The sequence below is a fragment of the Leptospira sp. GIMC2001 genome (genome assembly GCF_028462125.1).
GTDB lineage: Bacteria > Spirochaetota > Leptospiria > Leptospirales > Leptospiraceae.
Map to the genome: position 1 here is coordinate 2725262 of NZ_CP115468.1, position 24820 is coordinate 2750081.

Consider the following 24820-nt stretch of genomic DNA (forward strand, 5'->3'; position numbering starts at 1 on the left):
TCTAAAATCCTCCTTTGCTTTTTGTTAGATCAGAGAAAATCATTTCCATTGATTTCTCATACGTTCTTAGTTCGGAGACAGATTTGCCAGATTTCTTAAGAACTTCGAATACAGCTTCGCTACCTTTGCCATTGCTATTGACTACATACCCAAAGTATCCATTAGGTAGATCATCTACTTTCTCTAAGCTATCCATTCCTGTATCAGTAAAAAATGGTGCAATCTGCATTAACCCAGACTTGGTGACAAAATAAACTAATTCCGTTTCACCTAGACCAGCAACTGGACTATCCAAAACAATTTTGCCTTGAGACAGTATGAGGACATGATCACATACTTCAACGACCTCTTGCAAAATATGTGTAGATAGAATTACTGTTTTTTCTTTACCAAGTTTTTTTATAAGATTTCGAATTTCATTGATTTGATTGGGATCAAGTCCACTGGACGGTTCATCCAGAATGATATAGTCTGGATCGTGAATTAAAGTTCCTGCGATAGAAACCCTCTGCTTGAATCCTTTTGACAACTGACCAATGGGATGATAGAAATGAGAACGCAAATCGCAGAGATCAACAACTCGATCCATTGCCGCTTTCTTATTCTCTAATGGAATGGATCTTGCCTCTGTAAGAAATTTCAAATATTCACAGACCAACATTTCAGGATATAAAGGGGCATTTTCTGGAAGATAACCAAGCCTTTTCTTAATTTCCATTGGGCTTGCTGATATAGAATCTGAATCGTAAGTTACAGACCCTTCATTAGCATCTAGGAATCCCGTCATGATTCGCATAGTCGTTGTTTTGCCAGCACCATTTGGGCCAAGCAAACCAGTAATTCTTCCTCGTTCTAATCGGAAACTAATTCCATCGATTGCTTTCTTCTTACCATAATATTTGGTTAAATTGTCTACTATGAGCATTCTTACTCCTTAATTGCTAGAATATGCAAGAGATTGGCTCGATCCAACGATGTATACGAGTTATAATCTCCTCTAATTTCTAATATTCTAAATTTCATTTTCTCTAATAATCCTACCAATTCTTCTGTGGTATGGTAAATTTGCGGATGTGATTCGGTTCCAAACCATTCATTACTAATTTTATCATAGAAATCCAAGTGGACATCTATCTTCTTAGATTTCTCGGAAAAAAAAGTTGTCCATTCCATTTTAATATTATCATGAATTTCGGAAAATTTCTTCTCATGGAAATTCATTTGAAGATTAAACAGACTTGAATAATCAAAAAAACAAATTCCGCCAACACGAAGTGATTTAGACATTGCTGTAAATAATTCTAAAGGATCTGCAAGATAATTGATCGTTGTATGAGTCGCAAGGACAAGATCGTAGCTTCGATCAGGAATAAAATCTTGAATTGTAGATTGGATCCATTGTGTTTTTTTTAGATTTCTAGCTCGAGCGATTTCTAACATATCCGAGGATGAATCAACACCAGTTGAGATAGGAAATTTTGGACTCATCTCAACGAGCAACCTTCCCGTTCCGCAGCCTAGATCAAGCAAGCTCTGAGGTCGCGGTAACTTGAAATTTCGAAAACAATTCCATATATAAGCCGACCATTCCTCATAATCCACATCTATCATGCTTGAATCGTAGATTTTAGCGAAAATTTGGTAGGGTTTGAGGCTTTTCATGTTTGAAAAATGAAATTCTTGTGAAATTCTACTTGCAAAATTATTCATCCATTATTGTAATGTGACATAATCTATGGGTCTCGAAATTTTAATACCATTTCTAGCAAGCGTTGCAGTAACCATTGGACTCCGCAGGCTAGATAAGTCGAACACAAAGCTAAGTCAAATCAAAAGATACGCAACCAAGCTATCTGAAGAAATCAATCAGACAGCCGTACTAAAAGTACAGTCCGTAAAAGACGCAGGAATTGACTTAGAGATTCATTTAAAGCAAGCTCGAAAAACCAGCGAAGACATTCAAAAATTATCAAGAGAATCCAAAGAATTATTTGAAAATTTGAAATCCAGTAGGGACTATCTTTCTTCCCTCTCACAGGAAATGACAGCAATTGTTGAACTTGCATCGGATGCGAAGAAAGAATCCGAGTATTTGCAGAGAAGTCTGGACGAAGTGTCCAATCATAGATCCGAAATTGGTTATTTACGAGAAGATATGGACTCTCTCAGAGAAGAATCTGTCGGTATCTTGGACATGTTTCAAGAAAAGTTGAACTTAAGATCAGATGATATGCTTCAATCTCTTGCCCAGAAATTGATCGAGCTAGAATCTCTAATGGAGAAAAAGTCAGACGCGCTTGATGTAACTCTAGAAGATATTGCAGAATCTGCGAAAACTAAAATCAACCAAGAGTCAGACGCGTTGATAAAAGATACAGTCGGTCGAATTGATATGGCAAAACGCGAACTCGATGATGTCATGGATCGTGTTGTTGATACAGAAAATAATTTAGAAATCAAAATTAGCAAATTTGAAGATACATCTGCGATACTTTCAGAAAAAGTTGATCGTTTTGAAGAACGACTCGAAGAAAAAACTTCTAAAGCTCAGATTCGCATTGAAGAAAAAATATCTGGTTTAGAAAGAAAATTAAGCGAACGATTTGATAGAATCATAGAGCAAGCTTCTCAATCCAAAGAAACATTTCTTGATGGAATAAAGTTCGAAGTCGATGCAATAAAAAGAGAAATTGAAGGATTGTCACTTGAGACAATGACAAGGCGCGATGACATCCTCAATGAAACCAGAAGACAAGCTGAGAATATCAATACTTCTATATTGGAATTCCAAGAGAAATATCTAGAAGCAGAAAATAAATTATTGAAGCAGGCTGATTCTCGCAAGTCTGAACTTATGCGCCAAATAGAAAGTTTTGCTGAAGAATTCCGTTCCGTGAGTGGAGAACTTAGGGCAGATGCAGAAAGCATAAGAAAAGAAACTCTTGGTGAACTAAAAAGTTTCCATAAAGATTTGGAAGTTACAAGAAGTCTTGCCGAGACTGACTCCAAAGAAGCTGTGCTCAATCTTCGCCAAGATATGGAAGCAAGAATACGTTCTGACCTCGGTGATATTGAAACTCGAATCAACAGTTTGGATACAACCATTGCAAGTAAGTTAGGTGAAGTTGATACCTATGTTGATGACATTAAGGACGTATTGACTGATACTGCTCGCGAAATTCTCGACGAAGCCGAAAGTAAAGCCAACCGATTTGAAGATATGGTCGCTAGTGGAATGGAAAATTCGGAAAAGAAAATCGAATCCATGATATCCTATTGGGACGAAGAAATGAAAAAGGCTCGTGAACGAGTGATGGACAATTTGAACGGTCTAGAAGATCGAATCAAAGGAATCCATATCCAAGGAAGCGATCTTCTAGACAAATTCTCTAGCGAATACGAAGACAATCGCAAGCGATTGGATGATTATCTTCAAGCTCAGGAAGGTTCTCTGGAAAAAGAAAGTAAACGAGCTCAAGATGATCTATCTTCCAAATTTCAGATTCTCAAGAAAACTGCAGAAGATTTCTTTAGCAGGCAAGAACTGAAAGTTGATAAGCTCAACGAAAATATCGATACAAGAATCAACAAACAGCTCGCGAAGTTAGTCGACAAAGGCAATCTTCATCTCGGTCAAATCGAAGAAAAAGTTCAAAAGCATATCACAAGCCTTAAGAAAGATTTGGATGATTCTTTCAAATCAAATAAGGAAGAATTCCGTAGATTTAGAACGGATATTGAAGAAGGAATCCAAGAAGCATTGCAACTCAAAGAAGATATTCTTGGTTCTGTGTCAGGTAGCCTTGTTCACGTAAAAGACGAAGTAGAAGACCTCACGTCCAAGATACAAAACGCGAAAGATGAAATGCGCTCTATCGAAGAAACCAAGATTTTATTTGAGAGATCAGAAACGGTTTCGAACAGATTGTCCAAATTTTTGGAAGATTTTGACTCCAATGCCTATCTTTTGGAAAACTACATATCATCTGTCGATTCTCTAACAGAATTGAAAAACCAAACCGAAGAAGATGTTATCAACTTAAAGAATGAGCTTGCCGCGATTTCAGGTTGGGAAGAGAAAACTAGTAATCTAGAAAACCATCTCGCAACAATCGGCAATGAAACTCTTAGCCTTCGAGAAAGTTTAAACCAAATGGTTCAATGGGAATCGCGAATTGAGAAAGCACTGGATTCCAGTGAGACTCTCAAGGAAAGTCTGGATGAGATCCAAGAGACTCGCAATTCCCTAGAAAGAATTCAGCATATTCAGAAAGAACAAGAAGCAACAACAGAAGAACTCCAGAATAAAATTGAATCCATTGATAGAGAAATTGAGCTCATTGCAACTCGTGAACAAGAACTCAACGAATCCATTCGTCAAGCGGATGCAAGATCGAAGCATTTGATAGATCGAGAAAAAGATATTCTAACTGTTGAATCTCGTTTTGACAAAATAGAAAGCTTAATTGGAGATCTCGCCGATCGGCATAGACAAGCACTCACTCTTCAGAAACGAGTCGAGGAACTTCGTGATGAGGCAAATATTTCCAAAGAAGAATTGGAAAGTTTGATCAATGAAGCTGACGAGAAATTTGAGAAACTATCGGGTTTTCTTGATATTGTTCAGAATACTATCAGTTCGGAGACCCAGAAAAAAATACCAAAAGGGAAAGGATCTGATCCTCTCCTGGAAAGAAAAAAGAACACCGTTCTAAGCCTCTATGACAAACACCATTGGACTCCCGAATCCATTTCGGATAAGCTAGGAATCGAGAAATCCTTGGTGGACACCATTTTGGCATCCAGAAAAGCTAGATAAAAAAGAAATGCTCTGACAGCGATGTCGGAATTTTCTGTAAAAAAAAGATAAATAGGAGTATTTATGTCTGAAGAAACAAACGAAACCACTGAAAAGGATTCACTCATTGTAACAAGTAAGGTAAAAGCATATATCAAATCAAAAGGATGTATGACATCTTCTGACGCGGTTGATGGTTTGAACGAAAGAATCTATAAAATGCTGGACGAAGCTCTAGAAAGAACTCAGAGCAACAAAAGAACTACAGTTCGATCTTACGATTTCTAAGTTTTTAGAATTCCGTATTTGAACTAGAAATCTGTAGCTTTGATTTATATAAAAAATCGATCAGAAATTGAAAAGATGAGGAAAGCTGGCAAGTTTGCAGCCAGACTCCTCACCTATATTGGCGATTACGTGAAACCTGGTGTGTCAACTTTGGAGTTGAATGATATCTGTGAAGATTTCACCAAAAAACACGGCAATAAATCGGCACCCTTAGGCTACAAAGGTTTTCCCAAATCTATCTGCACATCCATAAATAATGTTGTCTGCCATGGTATTCCGAAGGCTGCAGATATCTTGAAGAATGGTGACATCCTCAATATTGATGTCACACCCATTGTCGATGGATATCACGGTGATACATCTAAAACCTTTATTGTTGGTGGAAGCACCGAAGCAATTTATGAGAAGCTTGTGCAAGATACAGAGAAAGCTATGTGGATTGGTATTGAGCAAGTCAAACCAGGCAATAGAATCAATGATATCTGTGACGCAATTGACGACTTTCTCACACCACAAGGTTATGGAATCGTTCGTGATCTTATGGGTCATGGAATTGGTCGAGTTTTTCATGAAGATCCTCAGATTCCTCATTTCAAAATGAATCGTAAATTGGCAAAACTAGAACCTGGCATGACTTTTACTATCGAGCCAATGGTGAATCTTGGAACATATGAAGTGAACTTTTCGAAAGAAGATAAATGGACTGTAACAACCAAAGACGGGAAATGGTCTGCGCAGTTTGAGCATACCATTCTTGTAACTGATAAAGGTTACGAAATCTTAACCCTACCTGAATGATCGCACCTAAGAACCGCTATCTTTTGCCGGTGGCTGTATTTTTAATATCACTCGTTGCATCTCTAGCTCTGTCAGGATATTTCCAGAAAAAAGGCCCAAGCGTCGAAAAAAGCGAAATAAAAGAAGAACATCCCTTCCCCACAATTTTACAATACAATTGGGTTGATCAAAACAATGAATCGTACAGAATCATTGATCATTCAACCAAATATAAATTGATCTATTTTGGATTTCTTAATTCGCCCATAGATCCAATCGCTCTAAAAGTGATGGAGGATGCTTACAAAACAAAGTTTGCGAAAGAACTTGAATTGTTATATGTAAGTCTAGATCCAAGCCGCGATCAAAAATCTCAGATCAAAAGATTCTTAGATTTCGAAAAAAGTTCAGTTCGAGCGATTCTTGGAGATCATGAAATAACAAAGGAACTTGCGCAAGCTTTTGGAGTTCGTTTCGAAAAATTCGATACACCACAATCAAAAATGCTATATACGATCGATGTAAGTCCCTGGATATATCTAACCACTCCAGACTTTCGTATTCTTGGAGCTTATCCCTATCAGATTCGAATGGAAAGATTAAAAATGGAAATCTCAAGTCATATGAAGGCTAAACACTGACAGATATTCAATTGGATAAAAGCAATTAAAAAGAATCCAAAACTCACGGAACCAATGATCGATATTAAGTTTTCCTTTACTTGTTTATATTGCTGAGAAATTCTCGAATTGTGGGTTATTTAATTTTTTTAATCTATACTCCAATAACTTTCATAGCCAAGTTTTTATTCTGGATTGCAAGTCTTGTTTCAAAAAGAGCACGTAACTTCCGAAGACAGAGACTGGATGCAATCCAAATTCTAAAAACGATTGAAGTCCCTAAGAACAGCACAGCCTATTGGTTTCATGGCGCAAGTGTTGGAGAACTAGACCAAGCTAAATCTCTTGCAAGGGAATGCAAAAATCGAGAACCAAATTGTTTTATTATGCTCACTTGGGTCTCAGATAGTGTTACAGATAAAAATCTATCTGACAGTCCAGCTAACATCAATTTGCCTTTACCATTAGATTCTCCATTTAGTTACAATCTGTATTTTGATAAATTAAAGCCAAAACATCTATTACTGTTCACCTGGGATACTTGGTCTTGGTTGATTCGATCTGCTTACAATAGGAAGATTCCCATCTCACTAGTTTGTGCAACTCTTGGAGAGAAATCAGGTAGAAAAGGTTTCTTTTCTCGTGCATTAACGATGCAAGTTTTTTCTTGGCTTTTTGGCATATACACTGCACACTCAATTTTTATTGATAAATTCGAAAAACTACTCGAATTGAAAGTTGATACCAATACCGAGAAGATACTCTTGAATGGAAAAAGTATTTTTCTAAAAAATTTGGGTGATACGAGATTTGACGCTGTGATACAGAAAATTCAAAACTCAAATGAACCAGAAAAATTTACGAAATTTCTGGATACAATTGAAGTTTCTAGTTCTAATAATCAAGCAATCATATTTGCTTCCACTTACTCGGTATGCGAATCTGGAATTATTGACTGGATCTCAACTATCGAAATAAAAGATTCAAAATGTATCTGGATATTTCCCCACAAAATTGATATACATCGGATTGAGAAATTGCATGAAGATTGCAAGAAATTAGGTTGGACCGTCTGCAAATTTTCCCAACCTGTCGCAAAAGCAAAAATCATTCTATTTGATGAATTAGGAATATTAGCTTTCGCTTATAAATATGGACTGATTTCTTATGTGGGCGGAGGATTCCACCATAGAATCCACAACACAATTGAACCTGCTTATTTCGGATTGCCGATTCTTACAGGTCCAAGAATTTATAATTCTCCTGAAGCCCTCGTCATGCAGTCAAAAGGTGGATTAATCTCAATTGATTCACCAAAAGATCTAAAAATTCAAATCCATCATTTATTATCCAATCCTAAAAGATTGATGGAGATTCAAAAAATAAATCAAAACTTTGTGCTGGATAATAAAGGTGCCTCACAGAGAATCTACGAAGAGGTGCTCGTATGAATAGAGTTTTCCAAATAGCTTGTGTGTCCTTGAATACGACTGCACTTGATCTCGAAGGCAATTTTTTATTGCATACTAAAGTTCTGGAAGACAGTTCTATTGATCAGGCAAGTATTGTTTTGTTTCCAGAGTTATCCTTGTCTGGTTATGGATGTGAAGATGCTTTCTATCGACCTGATTTATGGAGAAAGTGCCAACGATCCATAGTTAAATTACTACCATTCACCAAGAATCGTGTAGTAGTCGTTGGAGCTCCAGTATTCTACAGCCCTTATTTATACAATGCTTCCATTATTCTCTACAACCAAAAAATTATCGGAATTGTTCCAAAGAAGAATCTTGCTAACACGGGAATCCATTATGAAAAACGATGGTTTACAGAATGGCAAGACCATATAACAGATATTAGCTTAGATTGGGAGAATATCTCAGGTTCGGAAGAAGAAATATTTGAAGACAACTTACTAATGGGTGATCTTAGTTTTTTCTGGAATGGTTTAAGATTTGGACTAGAAATTTGTGAAGATTCTTGGGTTGTAAATCGCCCTTCCCATTCATTGAGCGAAGTTGGAGCAGATCTAATTTTATGTCCGGGTGCATCCCATTTTGCATTTGGCAAATACAATACTAGATCAAGAATTTTTCTAGAAGGTTCACGTGCTCAATCCAATGTATTCGCATTTGCCAATCTAGTGGGCAATGAATCGGGCCGGGCTATTTTTGATGGTGGCAATATCATAGCAAAATCTGGAGAAGCGATAGGAATTGGAAAGCGACTGAATTTTGAATCAACCCAGATTTTGACAGCAAACATTGACTTAGATGATATTCAGAACAATAGATCAGCGAACCATAGAAGAAGCAAAATCAAATTGGATGACAATCTATATCCAATGGAAATTAGTTTAGCTGGCTCACCCTTTCGAAAAAATCTATTTCCTTCACAATCTTATGATAAAATTCCACAAGAGGATCGTTACAGTATTTTTACTGATGCTGTCACGCTTGGATTGTTCGACTATCTAAGAAAATCTAAGACTAAGGGATTCACCTTATCTCTGTCTGGTGGAGCCGATAGTTCCAGTATAGCTATCTTAGTTTCGGTCATGGAAAAGGAAGTAAGAAAATCTCTTGGTGATAAGTTCTGGGAAAGTCTGAATTTTACAACTCCTCTCCTTACTACCATCTATCAGAAAACAAAAAACAATACTGATATTACTCAATCTATCGCCAAATCATTAGCTGATGCCTTGGCAACAGAACACCATGAAATTGAAATTGACGCCGAAGTGGACTTAATGGTGAATTCTATTTCCAAAACTCTAGGACGAACTCTGAACTGGACAGATGATGGGATCGCGTTGCAAAATATTCAAGCTCGAGTGAGATCGCCATTGGTGTGGTTACTTGCCAATACCAAGAACCATCTTCTTTTATCAACTGGCAACCGATCTGAAGCTTCTGTCGGTTATACAACTATGGATGGAGATAGTTCGGGATCTATTGCACCAATCACAGGAGTTAGCAAAAAATTTATACTCGAATGGTTGCACTATATAGGTTCCGGAAGTGATTCTAGAATTCAAGCCTCAAATGCGCTGAGTGAATTACTCACAACCAAACCTTCTGCTGAACTCAAACCCTTAGAAGATGAGCAAGAAGATGAAAAGGACTTGATGCCCTATCCAATCTTGCAAGAAATTGAATACCATTTCGTAAAAAAAGGCCGCTCCAAGGAACAGATTCTTTCATTTTTACAGAATCAATTCGATACTTATTCTGCTAATGAATTGCAAAAATTTATAGATCGATTTATATTTTTATTCAAAGCATCCCAATGGAAAAGGGAGAGGTTGCCAATTTCTTTTCATTTGGATGAATATGGACTTGATCCCAAGACAAGTTTTCGTTACCCAATTCTTAGTGGTAAGGATTGAGATATACTACACTCTGCAATTTACATAAAAGACCTGATCATCTTTTTTAGAACTTTCTAAGACCCACAAATATCATTTTCATATATTTAGAAATTTTATTGAATTGAATTTATCTAATTTATCCCATTATGGTTAGATCACATAAATCTTAAAAAAAAGTTTCTATTGTCTATTCCGGTGATCATGAGAATCTTACAATTCTGTATTTTAAAAAGCGGCGTACTTAAGTGCGTCGCTTTTTGTATGTACTCTACCTTGTTTTTTACAATGTCTTATTTTAAATGTTATTTGGTTAATTAGGTTTTATTTGGATAGAGTTTTGTATAGATCGCATCCGCAACTTTCATTCCATCCATTGCAGCAGATACGATACCACCTGCATAGCCGGCACCTTCACCACAAGGATAGAATCCGCTAATTTGAATATGCTCAAGTGTGATTGGATCACGGGGTATATTTACAGGCGATGACGTCCTGGTTTCAGGAGCATGAACCACCGCTTCATTGGTAAAGTATCCCTTCATTGATTTACCTATTTCGACAAAGCCTTTTTGCAGGGAAGTATGAATCAACTTCGGGAGGACAGATCCTAATTCAATGGAAGTTAGTCCGGGAGGATAAGAAGTCTTCGGCAGATCTGCAGAAAATTTCTGATTCACAAAATCAACAAGTCTTTGTGCTGGTGCTTTTTGGGTTTTGTTTGCTGCAAGCCATGAATCATTTTCAATTTTCTTTTGATAGAACATTGCTGCAAGAGCTCCCTGTTTTTCAAAATCCTTAAAATCAGAAAATCGAAGCTCAACAACAATCCCCGAATTCGCAGTAGGCCTTGATCTCTGCGAAGACGACCAACCATTTGTTACAATCTCATCTTGAGATGTTGCACAGGGTGCTATCACACCACCAGGACACATACAAAAAGAATAAACGCCCCTTCCGTCAATTTGTTTTACCACCGAATAGGGAGAAGGCGGAAGATACTCACCTCGCGTTGCGCAATGATACTGAATTGAATCAATTAATTCTTGACTATGTTCAACACGCACTCCGATTGCTAGTGGTTTCATTTCGATTTTTATTGACTTGCGATCTAATAAATTGAATATATCTCGTGCAGAATGCCCAGTAGCCAAAATAAGATTCTTAACTTCGATTCTATCCTGCGAAAGTGTTGTTATTCCAACGATGGCATCTCCACTAATTTCAAAATCCACTACCCTTTTGTTAAAATGTATTTCGCCACCATGACTAATAATCGCTTCACGGATTTTGCGAATGATATCTGGTAATTTATTCGTCCCTATATGTGGATGCGCCTCAATTAGAATATTACGATCTGCTCCAAAAGCAACAAGTAGCTCTAAGATTCTCCGAACATTTCCTCGCTTCTTAGATCTTGTATATAACTTACCGTCCGAATATGTTCCGGCTCCTCCTTCCCCAAAGCAGTAATTAGAATCTTCATTTACAATATTATGAACATTGATACCTTTTAAATCTGCAACCCGCGCTTTTACATCCTTACCGCGTTCGATGATGATTGGTTTGAGACCAAGTTCGAGGCAACGAATTGCAGCAAAATATCCTGCAGGCCCGGCTCCAATGATATGCACTGGTTCGGAATTTATTACATTCTTTAAATTTGGATAGGGTATTGGTTTTTCTTGGAATGGTTCGCCAATGTATGCATTCAAGCGAAGATTGTAGATCGGGAACTTGCTTCGCGCATCAATGGAACGATTGAGTATTTCTATATGTGATATCTCTGAAATAGGAACAGATATTTCTTTGGAAATATATTTTTTTAAATTTTCTATCTCACAGGCAATATGAGGTTGCAATCGAAGCGTGATTTCTTGGATCATTTAATTATAATTCAGGCAAATAAATTCTAAGAATACAAAAAGATAACTCAAATCTATAAAATAAATATTTTCCATTTACAAATAATTCTAGATCACAAAATGATTAAGAAAAATATCCACGAACAAATTCAATCATTCGGCTGATAGTGCTTGGATCATAGATCAATGCGAATGCGATTCCTGTAAGCGATCCCCAAATATGTGCGTCGTGATTGATGTTGTCGTTCATTGCTTTGGATGCATAAGTGCTATAGAGCAAATATCCTACAGCAAATACTGGACCTGGTATAGGTATCGCAAAAAACAAATACAGAGTAGTCGCTGGATTAAAAATTATATAGCTAAAAATTACCGCAGCAACGCCGCCACTCGCACCTAGGCTTCGATACATTGGGTTATTTTTATTTTTGGACACAGAATCTAAGTTAGCAATAACAATAGCTGCCAAATAAAAGATCAAAAACACAAGTGAGCCAACGATTCTCTCCAAATGAATGGCAAAAAAATAGAATGACAGCATATTAAAAATCAAATGGCTTAAGTCTGCATGCAAAAATCCACTTGTTATCAAACGAAAGTAACTATTGTCCCGGTTCATCTTAAATGGGTGCAGAATCAACTGATCCAGTAGATTTTGATTTTTGTATAAGGTATAGAGGCTGAGCCCTATTGTGGATGCGAGAACTAGAAAAGTGACACTAAATAAAGACATGATGATAGTTTTTTGCGAGCTTGCATTTACTCAATTCAATTTTCTTGGCATAAAAAAACCCAGGGCAAAAAGCCCCAGGTTCTCTAACCACATCGATCATGGCAATATTCTTATGGTGAAAGGGTTTTTGTAAGAGATAAATCGTCTCTTTTGAAAACCTTGATAGTTGTCTTGCCTTCCCCTTTACCTTTACCAGTGATATAGATTTTATCCTTGAAAAAAGTTATTTCGGAATTTTCTTCTACTGGTGCACTAGAGCGTTTATCTAGAGTGAGATCTGGATTGAATCTGGACAGATGAAAATTTCCTTCGAATTTATCGATAACATAGATTTTGTTATCAGTAAATACCATTGGAGTTCTCCAAAATACATCTGCTTCGTCAGATTGTTTTTTTACTTTTAGGCTTTCTGTATCCAGTAGAACCAATCTGTGTTTTCTATCGTCGACTTTTGCACCTTCGTAACCGAGAACCAAAATTCCTTGGTTGGGAACATCGATAAATTCCTTAGAACAAATATTGTTATAAGGACTTTTGAATAGAGTATCGTCTTTTACTGGATCAATCGCCCAAAGTTCATTGGAGTAGTGCCCATCCGAATCATATTTTATGAACTTCATAAACATGATTTTGTTACCAATGACATTCTCGCTCTTCTCTTCTTTTTTCTTAAGTTCTTCTTTTACTTGGGCAAGTTCCTTCTTAACTTCTTCTACAGTTGCAGGTTTGGTTTCTTCTGTAGTAGTTTTTGCAGGATCTTGTTTTGTAGAATCGGTTGAGGAAGTCGATGTTGATGATGAAGAATTTTCTTTTCTTGCTTCTTCTTTTTTAGCTAGTTCTTCCTCTTTCTTATCAAGTTCTTCTTTGGTTTGTGTAACTTGCTTTTTCTCTTCTTCTACCTTTTTGGTTTCTTCTTGAATCTTTTTAATTTCTTCTTTCTTTTGCTCAATCTGAGTTTTATTTTTGACTGGATCTTTATTTAATTCTTGTAGAACTCCAACAGCTTGAGTTTCTTTCTGCTTATTCGCCTGTAGCTGTTTGTCTAGTTCTTGCTGTTTTTTAGCTGCTTCTTCTTTTTTCTGTTGAACGAGTTGTTGCTCAGCTTTTATTTTATCATTTTGCAGCTTGTCCATTTTTTCTTTTTCGGCAAGCATCTTCGCTTTTGTATCTTCATCTTTTTCTTTATTCTGAACTGTCTTGTTTACATCATCTTCTAGTTCATCTGTTGTTAGATCTTGTTTCGAGTCTTTTAAAATATTACCAACGATAGGAATTACAAGCTGAGTCTTGCCTGGCCAATTCCGATAGCTTGTATCTATTCCCACTTTGTCTTTATTGATATTGTCACTCAGCTTACTTGTGTATCGCTTTTGGAAAAAATTTATATCCTGTCTATGCGATGCGTTGTAGTAGAGAACATAAAGCGCTAAAGTTTCGGAATCGGTTTCTGGATATTGGTAAGCGCTTTCAATGTATGCTGCGACAATACGAACGATTGAATTGATATGATCAAAACTTTGGTTTGAATCTAAACTTAGGATGTCAGCTCCAAATTTGGAATCTTCACCTGGTAGAACTCGAACAATTTTGAGACCTTCTACAGTTGCAGGTTTTGTGGAATCCTTGCGGATTGCATCTGCGAGGGATTTACCCATTCCTGTATTTTCTTGAATCACTTCCGGTGGTGCTTTACGAATCGATCGATTTTGAAATTGGATTTTCTTGGAAGACTGGATCTCCTTAGTTCCGAGAGCCGCTCGTCCTTGACTGAAAACAGGCGAGACAGAGCATAAAATGAAAATAGCAAGTATTGCGTGACTTATTTTTGTAAACATGATCGATTTCCTCAAACTATTACAATTTTATCTGAAAAGGAATCTGGAAAGCAAAAAACTTCTAATTCTATTGCGTTTTTAAGTGTTTTTCCAAAATGTATTTTTAGATGCATATGAAAACATCCACAATTTATAATTTCAACGCAGGTCCAGCAATGCTTCCTGTAGCGGTCATACAAAAGGCTCAAGAAGAGTTCTTAGATTATCAAGGAACTGGAATGTCCATTATGGAAATGAGTCACCGTGGTTCCGTTTTCCAAAACGTACTTGATACAGCTGAATCTGACCTCCGCGAATTGATTGGAATTCCGAAAGATTACTCAGTGGTTTTCTGTCCAGGTGGTGCAACTCTTCAGTTCAGTGCAGTTGCTTTAAATTTATTGAATGCAGAAGAAACCGCAAGTTATTCCTTGACTGGTGTTTGGTCGGTTAAAGCTTTTAAGGAAGCCAAAAAATTTGCAAATTTGGTCACGAATATTTTTGATGGTGAGAAAACCAGCTTCCGAACAATTCCTGACATAAAGGAATCGGATCTTCACCCCGCCTCCCGATTCTTATATCTTACATCTAACAATACGATCTACGGAACTCGCTACGCAAAATTCCCAGATGTATCGATCCCGATTGTTGCCGATATGACAAGTGAGTTGCTTAGCCGCCAAATTGATATCAATCGTTTTGGTGTTATTTTTGCTGGTGCTCAGAAAAACATCGGACCATCTGGATTAACCGTTCTTATCGTACGCAATGATTTGCTACGAGAAATGAGGCATCCTATTCCAGTCTTACTTGATTGGAAAATTCTCGCAAAGAACCAATCTTTGTACAATACTCCGCCGACCTATTCTATATACATTGCGGGATTGGTTTTCTCCTGGTTAAAAGAACTCGGAGGGATCGCAGCGATTGAAAAAATCAATGAAGAAAAAGCGAACAAATTGTACACTTATTTGGATAGCTCTGGCTTCTACGAGGTTCCGATCACCCAACCTTATCGATCTACTATGAATGTTGTTTTTCATTTAAAGAACAAAGATCTGGAAAAAAACTTTGTAGAAGAATCAGAAAATTTTGGTTTATTTGGATTGCAAGGTCATAGGGATGCAGGCGGAATGAGAGCATCCATCTACAATGCCATGCCTATTGAAGGCGTGGATCAATTGATTGAATTTCTAAAGGGATTTGAAAAAAAATGGGGATAAATACCTCACATCCATTTGCATCGAATAAATTTAATAGAAGATTTCAAAACCAAATCGATAGAACTCTCTCGTTTTGCCGAAATATTATCGGTATTTCTAATATGTTCTTTTCATGTAAATTACTTGTTATAGCGATTTCACTTATATCACTGGTTGCTCCGGGATTGCAAGCAAGTGGACTTTTTTTTCCAGGCAAATTCAATCCAGAACTCAAGGCCAAACTATCAAAATGCGAAATAGCTCCGCTTCCTCCCTTTCGATTCGAACTTTCTGATTTCGATGAGAAAAACATCATAAACCTAACCAAAAAAATGCGAGCAAGATCCATTATCGAAGGTGAAGCAAGAGGACGGTCAATAACTTGTATACGCAACTTAGTTCTAACAGACATTGAATTCAACCAAATGGATGGTGCATTGAATTCAATGTTTAAAGTTGAATCTCAGTTATTGTTTACTTATGGAAGATGGCTTGAGTCCCAATCAGGCTTGGACTTGAGTGATGTAAGGAAATTCCTACAATCGAGATATGAACTGAATAATTTGATTCAATCAAGCACCAGAGAGAAAATTATTGATGTAACAGTTGATGAACAATCTGTAATCAATGCAGATTTTGCGACAATGTATCACTCAGTGCTAAGAACTTATTTCGAATATATTTATAACTTAGACGATTACAGTAGAACTAGATATTTTCAGGCAAAGAAGGGATAAAACATGAAAGAAAAAATAGGAATCGCATCTGACCATGGTGGATTTGATCTAAAAGAAGTTATAAGAAAAGATCTAACCGATAAAGTTGACCTAATTGATTTGGGAACATTTAGTACGGAAAGCGTCGACTATCCAACTGTGATCGGCAATGCTTGCAAAGATCTTTTAGCTGGTAAGGTTGATCGCCTAATACTTTTATGTGGAACGGGAATTGGTGCGTCCATTACTGCAAATCGCTATCATGGAATTCGAGCGGCGCTAGTTCATGATGAGTTTACAGCCGAAATGTCAAGAAGGCATAATAATTCGAATGCAATTGTTTTGGGTGGAAGAGTTTTGGGAGTAGATCTTGCGAAGCGAATCGTTGATAAATGGCTAGTAACCGATTTCGAAGCAGGTAGACACGAAAAACGCATCAATCTGATCGAAGAAATCACCAAATCATGAATTTCTACTAGATCATTTGCCAAAATAAGTTTTTCCAATTTGCAAATGATGACGATCATAGAATCAGAGCCTATTTATGCAAATTCGATCTAAATTCATTCGTATTTATACAATTCTAACATTTGCATTTTGTTTGATTTTAGCCCTAATTCCCAATTCAGCATTGATCTCAGATCCAGCTCAAAAGATTTCTTCGATCTCATTGAATTGGAAAGATTTTAAATTGGATGGTTTGCAAATGGAAGCAGACACGCACGGTCTGCAATACCTTCAACTTGAAGATAGAAAAATTATGGGCGAAGCATACCACAATGATTTTGAAAAAAATCAAGATGGATATCTACTTGACTCGTCAATTTTTTACAAGGGCAATTCTTCTGCAAGATTCACAGGTACTGGAAGTCAATTAAAAATTTCTCGAGGAACGAATGGACTTTTCCTTGAACCAGAAATTAGAGAGGATCTTTATTTTTCTTTTTATATCTATCCTTCTGCAATGCAGGACCATTCGGTTCTCATGGAAAGAACTATTTTCCGAAGTGGGTTAGAGTATGGATTTCGCTTGTTGCTCAAAGGCAAAACATTAGAAATTGATCTATTGAAATTTTTACAAACGACTACTTTCAAACCTGAATCCGAAACAATAATTGCAAATAATAATCTAAAACCTAGATCTTGGAATCATGTTATTGTCGAATTTAGACCGAGCGACAACACTGTTTTGCTTTTTTTGAATGGAAGAGAAGTCGGAAGAAATTCCAAGACTTCTGGTGAGATCATAGGTTTCGGTTTCCATCCAGACGATAAGACACCACTTCTAGTCGGTAAAAATTTCTATGGCAATCTAGATGAGTTTGTAATCGCAAGAGGACAATCGAATATCGATCACCTAAATTCTAGTTATGCGAAATTAGACTATGATCCGAATTCAAAAAATCCAAATCAAAAATTTGGAACAGCGCTATCTCCTGTTTATAAAACAGAATTCAGCCATGCCTCCCTTTTAAAATCTCAAATCGAATCGAAACTTCCAAAAGATTCACTACTCGAAATTTGGTTTCGAGCTTCTTTAGAACCCTTTGCAGCTTATGAATCGAGTTATACTAAAAATCTTCAATGGAATCCTTTAGAAGAATTCCTTAAGAAAAAGCCGTGTGCATTGGGCTCTTACAATCAATTGGAAAATTGCTTTCGATACTATCAATGGAAAGTAATTATGCGCTCCGATCCTAATGGAGAAAATTCTCCCAAATTGAGTGCCATTCATTCTTACATCAATCTTAGTTTACCACCAAAGCAGATTACTGGAGTTAAATTTCTTGATTCTAAATCAGAATTGAAAAAAAATCAAGTCTGCCTTCAATGGAATGCAAGTGATAATCCTTTGGTCTGGAATGGCGGCGGATATTTAATACATTTTGGATTCGAAAAGAATACGATCGTTGCAACAATTCCCTATAAACAAGAAAACAATTCTCAGGAATCCAGTTCGAAAACTGAAACAAGACCGAGTACGATGCAAACTTGTTTAAATAATGAAATCATTAGTTCTCAGGCAGAAAATTTTGCTCAAGAACAAAACCTGCCTTTTTTCTCGGCTGGTAAAACTGTATACTTTAGAGTGTCTGGATACAATCGATTCTGGTCTTGGACAGGTTCAGGTAAAGACCAAGTCGGAAAATTATCTGAACCTGTTGTAGTTAGTTTTCCAACGACAGGTCAATAATTTTTATCCAAGATTGCTCTGGAATCTTGGACTTCCAACATAAGATAGTTTCCATATTTCGATTGATAGCAACGCATAATTCCAATACTTCCAAACCTTGCATATTGAGCTGCGCCGAAAGTTTTGCGTATAGATTCAAATCATCTTTATTGATTGGATAGATCTCGTCACATAATATTCCCGATTGATTGAGAAACTCTTTCTGATCTTCTGGAGATCCAGAAATTTTACCTTGGATTACTTCAAAAATAGATATGGCTGTAACGAAAAATTTATGATTCTTCTGAATATAATCTTCGAGTTGAGTTAACAGCTTCTTACTGGAATCATCAGCAAGCATTAAGGCAGTAAGAGTTGAGTAAGCAAGTAGATGATTCACGATTCAGATTCCGAAATATCCATATTCGAAGCTAGAGATCGGATTCGTCGAAGTGCAGTTATTCGATCATAATTGGTCTTTTTGGTGATCTCATTTTGTATGGCAACTCTTGCCAATTCACTTGAAGATAATCCTCTAACATCTGCTTGATGTTTCAAGAGCTGCAACTCCTCATCTGAGAATAAAATTGTAAATCTTTTATCAACTTTAGCCAATATCAATCCTCAACATTGAGTTCTTTTTCCGCTTGGATGAATTTTCTCCATTGGAGATCAGCATCTGCATATTGACCCATCGAATCATATATGGCTCCCATATTATAATAGGCATCCGTTAAGGTAAAATCTTTTTTGACTGCGCGCTCATATAGCTTAATTGCCTTTTCCTTATTACCTCCATACCATTCTGCCGTTGCCCATTGGAACAGCCATTTTCCTAGACTAGGATCACGAGGACGCACCATTTCAAAATGCGTAACATTTTCTTCAAAAATTTTCGCACTCTCACTATAGTTGCTTTTGATTTTTTTCCATTTCTGGATTCTAGAGTAGCTATCTTCATCACGCATAGGAATGGGAAGATCTTCTCTGAGTAGCAGTGCTTGCGCAAAAACCAATCGCATATAGATCTCTGCTGGCTGCACTTCCAAGTATTTTTCTAGATAGGGAATGGATTCAGAATACTTTTCTGATTTAAATAGTTCATATGATTTCTTTTTTAAATCTCGCGTAAGAGTTGCTTTCTCTGTTGCAGAAATTTCAAAAAAAGATAAAAATAAAAATAAATTAAATATAAAGAAGTATATTTTCGCCATTGGCTGGATACAATTTTGTTGAGATCGAAAATCCAATCGGATCTTCTTCGAGCAATTCACGGATTTTAGGTTCCATATTCTTGCCAGACAAAAGTAGAATACTATCAAGTGAGAGCTCTAGCAGTTTATCGCTTGCCCCAAGTTCATGAAGTAAGTTGCTAATCAATTGTCTTTTGAGATAATAAATATTGGGAGTTTCTTTGTATTTTAAAATTTTAAGCTTGGTAACATAAGCTTGGTCTAGTCCTTCACCAATAGCAGACCGAAACAGATGAATCGTGCGCGTTAACATGTCATCAATTGAGATCATTGCACCTAACTTTTCACTACGATATCTCGCCAAAGCGGGTGCGATTAAAACAATTTTATTTCTGAGCATTTCCAGCCAACGATCCGTGATCACTAAATCGTTCACTTGATTCTTGGAATCGACATCATTTTTATGAACCTTTTGTTGGAAGGCAACGAGACAAGCATCGACTCCATTTTCGGTTATAAAAAAGAAATAAACTTTGGACCAATAGGACAGAGATTCCACAGAGAATTTTTTAGAGAAAAATGGATCCGATAGAAGCTCGGGTGTAAATTCCAATTCAAACAATCCAAATTCATTGGGTTTGATAAATGGATCGTTCTTGAGAAATATAAAATTCTTGCGAGTGATACTGTCCAGTCCATGCGACATTTCACAAAAATAAGCTCCCGTGTCGTATGAGAGAAAATGCCATGAGAAAAATTCAATGCCAACTCGATCCAATAGAAAAGCAGTATAATCTAATATTCCGGAATCTTGAATTCTTCGCTCCGGAATATGGACTTTGGATAACCACTTGAATTCTTCTTTTTTTTCTGGAGCAACTAGATTCTTAAAAATATGCAAAATAGAATCTTTTGATACAGGAAGGGTTGTTGCGTTTCCAGGTGATTTTACTCGATCCACTAAATCTTTTAGTTCCGTGTTGAAAATCGCTGATCGTTTTTTTTCTAATTCGATAGGTAAGGTTGATGTAGATGTCGCCGAGTCCTTTGCTTCATTTGCTGAGTGTTCTTGATGCGCAGGTTTATTCGAAATAAGACTTGGTTCTGGATAAGTTGCCTGGCTCTGTGTCAGCTCTGAGTCAGGTTTACTTTTGCCTTGACTTGCGGAGGATTGACTGGTAGTTTGAGTGCTCGGGCTACCATTACCTTCAATTGAAAGAATCGACCTAGAAGAGATCTTTCCCATTAAATGGTTTCGAATCCGATTTGGAGATAGAATTTCTGGTTGTCTCTTCTTCATTTAGTTGGTTACATCTGAAAACTAACAGAATCGTTTATATGATCAAGCGAATTTCTACTTTTTATATTCGGTCTTTTTGCATTTTTATCAAATATTATGGGGTCTAAAAGCTAATGATTTTTTATGTTTTCTTGGATGGGATTGGATTTGGCAGAAACGATACTGATACCAATCCTTTTGCCAGGTTCAGTCAGAATTTTTTTCTACCACTTGCGTCGAAAGCACAATCCCTTCCGCAATTGACCTATATAGAAACAGATGCCTGTCTCGGAGTAACGGGTCTTCCGCAAAGTGCAACCGGACAAACTGCACTCTGGACAGGAGTCAATGGAGCAAAAACCATCAACCGACATCTTAGCGGTTTCCCAAGTTTCACTCTCAAAAAAATCATAGCTAAGCATTCGATTGTAAAAGTTTTAAATCAGAATGGAGTCAAAGCTGATCTATTGAATAGCTACTCTCCAAAATATTTTGAAAAAATAAAAGAAAACCCACGCTACGTTTCGGCATCCACCTTAGTTCAAATGGCTAGCAATCGGCCTCTCAAGACTTTCGAAGATTTACGAGAAGGACGAGGAATCTACATGGATATCACACACGAGATTCTTATCCAAATGGGACGCGGAGAGATTCCAGAATGGGATCCTTTGATGCAAGTTAGAAATGCATATGATGTTGGATATTCGATTCCTTCACGATTTGGAGATTACGGATTGTGTATATACGAATACTTCATTACGGATAAGGTTGGACACGACCAGAATTGGGATCACGCGAACAAAGTGATTCATGAATTGGAAGAATTTTTTCGTGGATATCTGGATGCAATGGATCCAGAGAGAGATACTTTGATTGTAACTTCCGATCACGGCAATCTAGAAGACTTAACGACAAGCAGACATACGACCAATCCTGTACCAACAATTCTTGCTGGTGCCAAGGCCAAAGACTTAAAAAATAGCATCAATAGTCTAACGGATATTACACCATCTATTTATAAAATTTTAAATTTGGATCAAGCGCTATTGGATCTAGATAAATCCAATTTTCATAATTATCGAATCGAATCTCTTTAAGATTAAAGTATATCCTTATCGATCCAAAATTTTTGATTCGTGATTCTATTAGAAAACTAGATCCACATCATCCATGTCTTTGGATAGATCATCCGTAGTTTTAGTTCCGGGAGCAAAATCTTCTTTTTCGCGTATCTGATCAAGAGCTTCTTTCTTCCAAGCTATAGCTCGTTCAGATACGTGATTTTTCGGATACTTGTCAACAGCAACTTGGAAAACGTTCGCCGCTTGGGCAAACTTTCCTTGTTTGAAATAAATTGTTCCTTTCTTATAAAGTGCTTCTTGATCTAGCGTATAGACACTATTATTTAGAACTTTATTGATATATTGAATTGCTTCAGTCTGCTTACCTAACGCATCATATGAAGAAGCAATGTAGTACAGAGAGCTTTCCACTGTAGTTGGACTATGTCCTAACTCAACAGATTTTTGAAAGTATTCAATTGCTTTATAATATTGCTTATTAGCAAAATATTTTTTGGCTTGCTCATAGACATCTGATTTGTATTCGGAAGAAACTTTCGGATCAGTGCCATCCATTTTGGAAGACTCATCTAAGTATTCATCGAATAGATCAAATGCAGCCCAGTCTTTGCCTTGTTTCTTTAGCACTCGACCCAAGCCGATTTTAGCTTCCGTAAAGTTGCTATCTTCTTGAACTGCAAGCAAGTAGTTCTTACGAGATGTCTCCCAAACTTTCTGGGAATAATAATAGTCTCCGAGCGATTTAAATACTTGAGATCGAATTTTACGATCTGTACTTGTTCGCAGAACGCTATCTAGGTGAACTCTACCTTCGTTCTCACGATTCATTCTTAATAAGAGATCTCCAAGCGATACACCCAATTGCTCTTGCTCATTTAGTGTAAGGTCTCTTGATCGATTCAATTCCTGGTAGATTTCTAAAGATCTGTATTTATCTCCATTTTTTTCTAATGCCTTACCCAAATTGTAACGAATTCGAAAATCATATTGCGGATTGTGTTTGCCACTCAATTCGGAGAATATGGTAACAGCCTTCAGTCTAGATTGCTCCCCAGATTGCTTGAGGTATTCTTCTCCTGAGAGAATTTTTTCTAGAACAGAATCGTTCGACACCATGTCGGTCTGGAATACTGTTTGGTATACTCCAGTAAGAAGTCCAGCACTGATCAACAAAAACCCAGTTAATAATACAATTGATTTATTCATTAATTGCCCCTACCTAATTTCGAGAGAGTCTGATTTTTCCAAAATATTGCCCTATCATGATTGAAATGGTGGGTTTCCTTTTTGAGGAATAGTGATAGAGCTTTATTGTATTCGCTCATTCTAAAATAAGACATTCCCGCATAAAAATACGCTTTTCCCCTGAGATCTATATCTGTTTCGTTCTGCAGATATTTATGTAGATTCGATACAGCATGTTTGTATTTTTTCTTGGCATAGGTTTCTCGCAAAATTTTATCAAGTTCTGAAAAATCACCCGAGTCAACAATTGAGGTTAAATCATCTGGATTTTTTACAAGATTTTCCTTGTTGGTCTCAGTAGGTTTTTCAACCGTTGCAGGCTCTTCTTCAGTCTTAAATTTTGGAACATCAGTTGGATTTGTCTTTGTTGTATTATCGTTTCCGTTCGAAGAATTATTGGCTACTTGATTCTCTTTCGGAAGTTCTGGATCGATATCACGATCAAAAATATAACGAAAATATGACGATCCCTCAACTACATTAAAATCTTCTGCGATACCTGACTTCTTTGCTGTAATTGCAAAATACAAACTCTCAACTGGCTTGATCTCTTTGATTGCTAAGTTCAGTTTTGGATGAGAAACCACACCCACTTTCAAGACTGAACCTCCTGTAAATGAGTTAACACCAGAATCAAAACTGCGAGTTGAGGCATAGATAGAATACTGCGTTGTCCCATCTGCATTGACAGGTGGATTCCATTTCAAAGTAGCTCCCTTACCTACTCTTTCATAACCAAATCCCTGCACTTGGAATCTGTTAATATCTTCAGTTGGAATTTCTGATGAGCTATTTGTATTTTCGACCGATGAAGGTTTGGTGTCTTGAACGAGTTCAGTCTGTCCGCGTTTGTCTTTGATATAGAATATTCGAACAAATGATTTTCCCTTTTCTAATGGTAAGACTTCATCCATTCCGCTTTCTTTCACGGACACGCCATAATACAATGTTTGTGACTTTTCTAAATCTTGATCTAGATAGGTTGTTACTGGATGAGAAATTTCTGCAAGCTTATCTGCCTTCTTCATTTCATTCAAAGTAGACATTGGAGATTGTGATCGATAGATAGAATAAACAGTCTGACCTGATATAGCATTCCAAGGCGGAACCCAATTCAGACGTATATTACTCATTTCTGCTTTTAGAAATAGAGCACCAATCGATTTGGTTTTGTCATTTTTATTAGAATTTGTGACTACTAAGGGAGATGATTTTTCAGGAGAGGATTCATCGATATCAACTGAATCAGTAGTAAAATTTTGATTCGCAAGCAATTTAATTTTTCTTTTGCGAACATCATCCACAGATACAATCGCATAATAATAAGAACCTGGTTTCAGATTGTAATCATAAAGATTCGTTATAGAATTTTTACCACCTGTAAAAAAGCGCCCAAGTGAATCGGCTACGTAAAGTTTTTCTGGTGTATCTATAATGGAATTTGATCTAGCGATAATGATTTCTTCTTCTTTAGCAGGTGGATCCCATACTAAGTATGCGGACTTTTTGTCCGGAAGAATACTTGCCCGCAGATTTCCAATATCTGTTCGATCTGGTTCTCGATTGAACAGACCTTCTGCGTGAATTTCTAAGCAGAAACTGAATAGAAGTACAATGGCAAATTTTGAAGAGATCGCATTCATCCTTTATAAATATCGGTTTTGAGAA

At 36.8% G+C, this 24820-nt stretch carries 22 protein-coding genes; 11 read left to right on the plus strand and 11 right to left on the minus strand.

Features of this window, described 5'->3' with window-relative positions; genetic code table 11:
- Nucleotide 1 precedes the first annotated feature (1 nt).
- Together O4O04_RS14090 and O4O04_RS14095 are read right to left on the minus strand one after the other, a co-directional pair.
- A complete protein-coding gene (locus tag O4O04_RS14090) occupies nucleotides 2–925 on the minus strand; it encodes an ABC transporter ATP-binding protein (protein ID WP_272532405.1) in 924 nt (307 codons plus the stop codon).
- 2 nt (nucleotides 926–927) lie between these two features.
- Nucleotides 928–1662 carry a class I SAM-dependent DNA methyltransferase gene (locus O4O04_RS14095; RefSeq protein WP_272532406.1) on the minus strand — a complete coding sequence of 245 codons (735 nt, stop codon included), beginning with the start codon at nucleotides 1660–1662 and terminating at the stop codon, nucleotides 928–930.
- Nucleotides 1663–1735: 73 nt separating this feature from the next.
- On the opposite strand from O4O04_RS14095, the gene O4O04_RS14100 reads away from it, so the two are divergent.
- The 6 genes from O4O04_RS14100 (at nucleotide 1736) to nadE (ending at nucleotide 9871) form a co-directional block, all read left to right on the plus strand.
- Nucleotides 1736–4819 (plus strand): SpiroCoCo family coiled-coil protein, encoded by a 3084-nt coding sequence (locus tag O4O04_RS14100; RefSeq protein ID WP_272532407.1) that lies wholly within the window; start codon nucleotides 1736–1738, stop codon nucleotides 4817–4819.
- 63 nt (nucleotides 4820–4882) lie between these two features.
- On the plus strand, nucleotides 4883–5086 hold the full coding sequence (locus O4O04_RS14105) for a hypothetical protein (protein WP_272532408.1): 204 nt from the start codon (nucleotides 4883–4885) through the stop codon (nucleotides 5084–5086).
- Between the two features lie 39 nt (nucleotides 5087–5125).
- On the plus strand, nucleotides 5126–5884 hold the full coding sequence (gene map, locus O4O04_RS14110) for a type I methionyl aminopeptidase (RefSeq protein ID WP_272532409.1): 759 nt from the start codon (nucleotides 5126–5128) through the stop codon (nucleotides 5882–5884).
- Nucleotides 5885–5913: 29 nt separating this feature from the next.
- Entirely contained in the window at nucleotides 5914–6504 is a 591-nt protein-coding gene (locus tag O4O04_RS14115; protein WP_272532410.1) for an SCO family protein, read from the plus strand.
- Between the two features lie 110 nt (nucleotides 6505–6614).
- Nucleotides 6615–7934, plus strand: a complete 1320-nt coding sequence (locus O4O04_RS14120) for a 3-deoxy-D-manno-octulosonic acid transferase (protein WP_272532411.1) — start codon at nucleotides 6615–6617, stop codon at nucleotides 7932–7934.
- Nucleotides 7931–9871 (plus strand): NAD(+) synthase, encoded by a 1941-nt coding sequence (gene nadE / locus O4O04_RS14125; protein WP_272532412.1) that lies wholly within the window; start codon nucleotides 7931–7933, stop codon nucleotides 9869–9871. The genes O4O04_RS14120 and nadE overlap by 4 nt, the downstream gene beginning before the upstream one ends.
- 296 nt (nucleotides 9872–10167) lie before the next feature.
- Here nadE and O4O04_RS14130 read toward each other — a convergent pair whose 3' ends face one another.
- The 3 genes from O4O04_RS14130 to O4O04_RS14140 all read right to left on the minus strand — a co-directional run bounded on the left by O4O04_RS14130 (nucleotide 10168) and on the right by O4O04_RS14140 (nucleotide 14283).
- The gene (locus tag O4O04_RS14130; protein WP_272532413.1) at nucleotides 10168–11736 is read right to left on the minus strand and encodes an NAD(P)/FAD-dependent oxidoreductase; all 1569 of its coding nucleotides are present in this window, start codon (nucleotides 11734–11736) and stop codon (nucleotides 10168–10170) included.
- 103 nt (nucleotides 11737–11839) lie between these two features.
- Nucleotides 11840–12448: a rhomboid family intramembrane serine protease gene (locus O4O04_RS14135; protein ID WP_272532415.1), complete on the minus strand. Its 609-nt coding sequence runs from the start codon at nucleotides 12446–12448 to the stop codon at nucleotides 11840–11842.
- Between the two features lie 110 nt (nucleotides 12449–12558).
- Entirely contained in the window at nucleotides 12559–14283 is a 1725-nt protein-coding gene (locus tag O4O04_RS14140; RefSeq protein WP_272532416.1) for a P83/100 family protein, read from the minus strand.
- Between the two features lie 107 nt (nucleotides 14284–14390).
- Here O4O04_RS14140 and serC point away from each other — a divergent pair, with 107 nt between their 5' ends.
- The 4 genes from serC to O4O04_RS14160 all read left to right on the plus strand — a co-directional run bounded on the left by serC (nucleotide 14391) and on the right by O4O04_RS14160 (nucleotide 18374).
- A complete protein-coding gene (gene serC, locus O4O04_RS14145; RefSeq protein ID WP_272532417.1) occupies nucleotides 14391–15485 on the plus strand; it encodes a 3-phosphoserine/phosphohydroxythreonine transaminase in 1095 nt (364 codons plus the stop codon).
- Nucleotides 15476–16201 carry a hypothetical protein gene (locus O4O04_RS14150; protein ID WP_272532418.1) on the plus strand — a complete coding sequence of 242 codons (726 nt, stop codon included), beginning with the start codon at nucleotides 15476–15478 and terminating at the stop codon, nucleotides 16199–16201. Before serC ends, O4O04_RS14150 begins: the two co-directional genes overlap by 10 nt.
- 3 nt (nucleotides 16202–16204) lie before the next feature.
- Nucleotides 16205–16648, plus strand: a complete 444-nt coding sequence (gene rpiB / locus O4O04_RS14155; protein ID WP_272532419.1) for a ribose 5-phosphate isomerase B — start codon at nucleotides 16205–16207, stop codon at nucleotides 16646–16648.
- A gap of 76 nt (nucleotides 16649–16724) precedes the next feature.
- Nucleotides 16725–18374 (plus strand): LamG-like jellyroll fold domain-containing protein, encoded by a 1650-nt coding sequence (locus O4O04_RS14160; RefSeq protein WP_272532420.1) that lies wholly within the window; start codon nucleotides 16725–16727, stop codon nucleotides 18372–18374.
- On the opposite strand, the gene O4O04_RS14165 is transcribed toward O4O04_RS14160, so the two are convergent.
- From O4O04_RS14165 to O4O04_RS14180, 4 genes are read right to left on the minus strand one after another with little or no spacing between them, the layout of a single operon-like run.
- On the minus strand, nucleotides 18349–18753 hold the full coding sequence (locus O4O04_RS14165; RefSeq protein ID WP_272532421.1) for a hypothetical protein: 405 nt from the start codon (nucleotides 18751–18753) through the stop codon (nucleotides 18349–18351). The two genes, O4O04_RS14160 and O4O04_RS14165, sit on opposite strands and share 26 nt — an antisense overlap.
- Nucleotides 18750–18974 (minus strand): plasmid mobilization protein, encoded by a 225-nt coding sequence (locus tag O4O04_RS14170; protein WP_442915898.1) that lies wholly within the window; start codon nucleotides 18972–18974, stop codon nucleotides 18750–18752. The genes O4O04_RS14165 and O4O04_RS14170 overlap by 4 nt, the downstream gene beginning before the upstream one ends.
- Nucleotides 18971–19567: a hypothetical protein gene (locus O4O04_RS14175; RefSeq protein WP_272532423.1), complete on the minus strand. Its 597-nt coding sequence runs from the start codon at nucleotides 19565–19567 to the stop codon at nucleotides 18971–18973. The genes O4O04_RS14170 and O4O04_RS14175 overlap by 4 nt, the downstream gene beginning before the upstream one ends.
- Complete coding sequence (locus tag O4O04_RS14180) at nucleotides 19539–20846, minus strand: hypothetical protein (RefSeq protein ID WP_272532424.1); 1308 nt, start codon at nucleotides 20844–20846, stop codon at nucleotides 19539–19541. Before O4O04_RS14180 ends, O4O04_RS14175 begins: the two co-directional genes overlap by 29 nt.
- Before the next feature lie 113 nt (nucleotides 20847–20959).
- On the opposite strand from O4O04_RS14180, the gene O4O04_RS14185 reads away from it, so the two are divergent.
- Nucleotides 20960–21922 (plus strand): metalloenzyme, encoded by a 963-nt coding sequence (locus O4O04_RS14185; protein WP_272532425.1) that lies wholly within the window; start codon nucleotides 20960–20962, stop codon nucleotides 21920–21922.
- 48 nt (nucleotides 21923–21970) lie between these two features.
- On the opposite strand, the gene O4O04_RS14190 is transcribed toward O4O04_RS14185, so the two are convergent.
- Nucleotides 21971–23113: a tetratricopeptide repeat protein gene (locus O4O04_RS14190; RefSeq protein ID WP_272532426.1), complete on the minus strand. Its 1143-nt coding sequence runs from the start codon at nucleotides 23111–23113 to the stop codon at nucleotides 21971–21973.
- Nucleotides 23113–24795, minus strand: a complete 1683-nt coding sequence (locus O4O04_RS14195) for a tetratricopeptide repeat protein (protein WP_272532427.1) — start codon at nucleotides 24793–24795, stop codon at nucleotides 23113–23115. Before O4O04_RS14195 ends, O4O04_RS14190 begins: the two co-directional genes overlap by 1 nt.
- Nucleotides 24796–24820 lie beyond the last annotated feature (25 nt).

Coding starts and splice junctions, on each gene's coding strand:
- O4O04_RS14090 (WP_272532405.1), bottom strand. CDS start 925: ATGCTCATAGTAGACAATTTAACCAAATATTATGGTAAGAAGAAAGCA.
- O4O04_RS14095 (WP_272532406.1), bottom strand. CDS start 1,662: ATGAAAAGCCTCAAACCCTACCAAATTTTCGCTAAAATCTACGATTCA.
- O4O04_RS14100 (WP_272532407.1), top strand. CDS start 1,736: ATGGGTCTCGAAATTTTAATACCATTTCTAGCAAGCGTTGCAGTAACC.
- O4O04_RS14105 (WP_272532408.1), top strand. CDS start 4,883: ATGTCTGAAGAAACAAACGAAACCACTGAAAAGGATTCACTCATTGTA.
- nadE (WP_272532412.1), top strand. CDS start 7,931: ATGAATAGAGTTTTCCAAATAGCTTGTGTGTCCTTGAATACGACTGCA.
- O4O04_RS14130 (WP_272532413.1), bottom strand. CDS start 11,736: ATGATCCAAGAAATCACGCTTCGATTGCAACCTCATATTGCCTGTGAG.
- O4O04_RS14135 (WP_272532415.1), bottom strand. CDS start 12,448: ATGTCTTTATTTAGTGTCACTTTTCTAGTTCTCGCATCCACAATAGGG.
- O4O04_RS14140 (WP_272532416.1), bottom strand. CDS start 14,283: ATGTTTACAAAAATAAGTCACGCAATACTTGCTATTTTCATTTTATGC.
- serC (WP_272532417.1), top strand. CDS start 14,391: ATGCATATGAAAACATCCACAATTTATAATTTCAACGCAGGTCCAGCA.
- O4O04_RS14150 (WP_272532418.1), top strand. CDS start 15,476: ATGGGGATAAATACCTCACATCCATTTGCATCGAATAAATTTAATAGA.
- rpiB (WP_272532419.1), top strand. CDS start 16,205: ATGAAAGAAAAAATAGGAATCGCATCTGACCATGGTGGATTTGATCTA.
- O4O04_RS14160 (WP_272532420.1), top strand. CDS start 16,725: ATGCAAATTCGATCTAAATTCATTCGTATTTATACAATTCTAACATTT.
- O4O04_RS14175 (WP_272532423.1), bottom strand. CDS start 19,567: ATGGCGAAAATATACTTCTTTATATTTAATTTATTTTTATTTTTATCT.
- O4O04_RS14180 (WP_272532424.1), bottom strand. CDS start 20,846: ATGAAGAAGAGACAACCAGAAATTCTATCTCCAAATCGGATTCGAAAC.
- O4O04_RS14185 (WP_272532425.1), top strand. CDS start 20,960: ATGATTTTTTATGTTTTCTTGGATGGGATTGGATTTGGCAGAAACGAT.
- O4O04_RS14190 (WP_272532426.1), bottom strand. CDS start 23,113: ATGAATAAATCAATTGTATTATTAACTGGGTTTTTGTTGATCAGTGCT.
- O4O04_RS14195 (WP_272532427.1), bottom strand. CDS start 24,795: ATGAATGCGATCTCTTCAAAATTTGCCATTGTACTTCTATTCAGTTTC.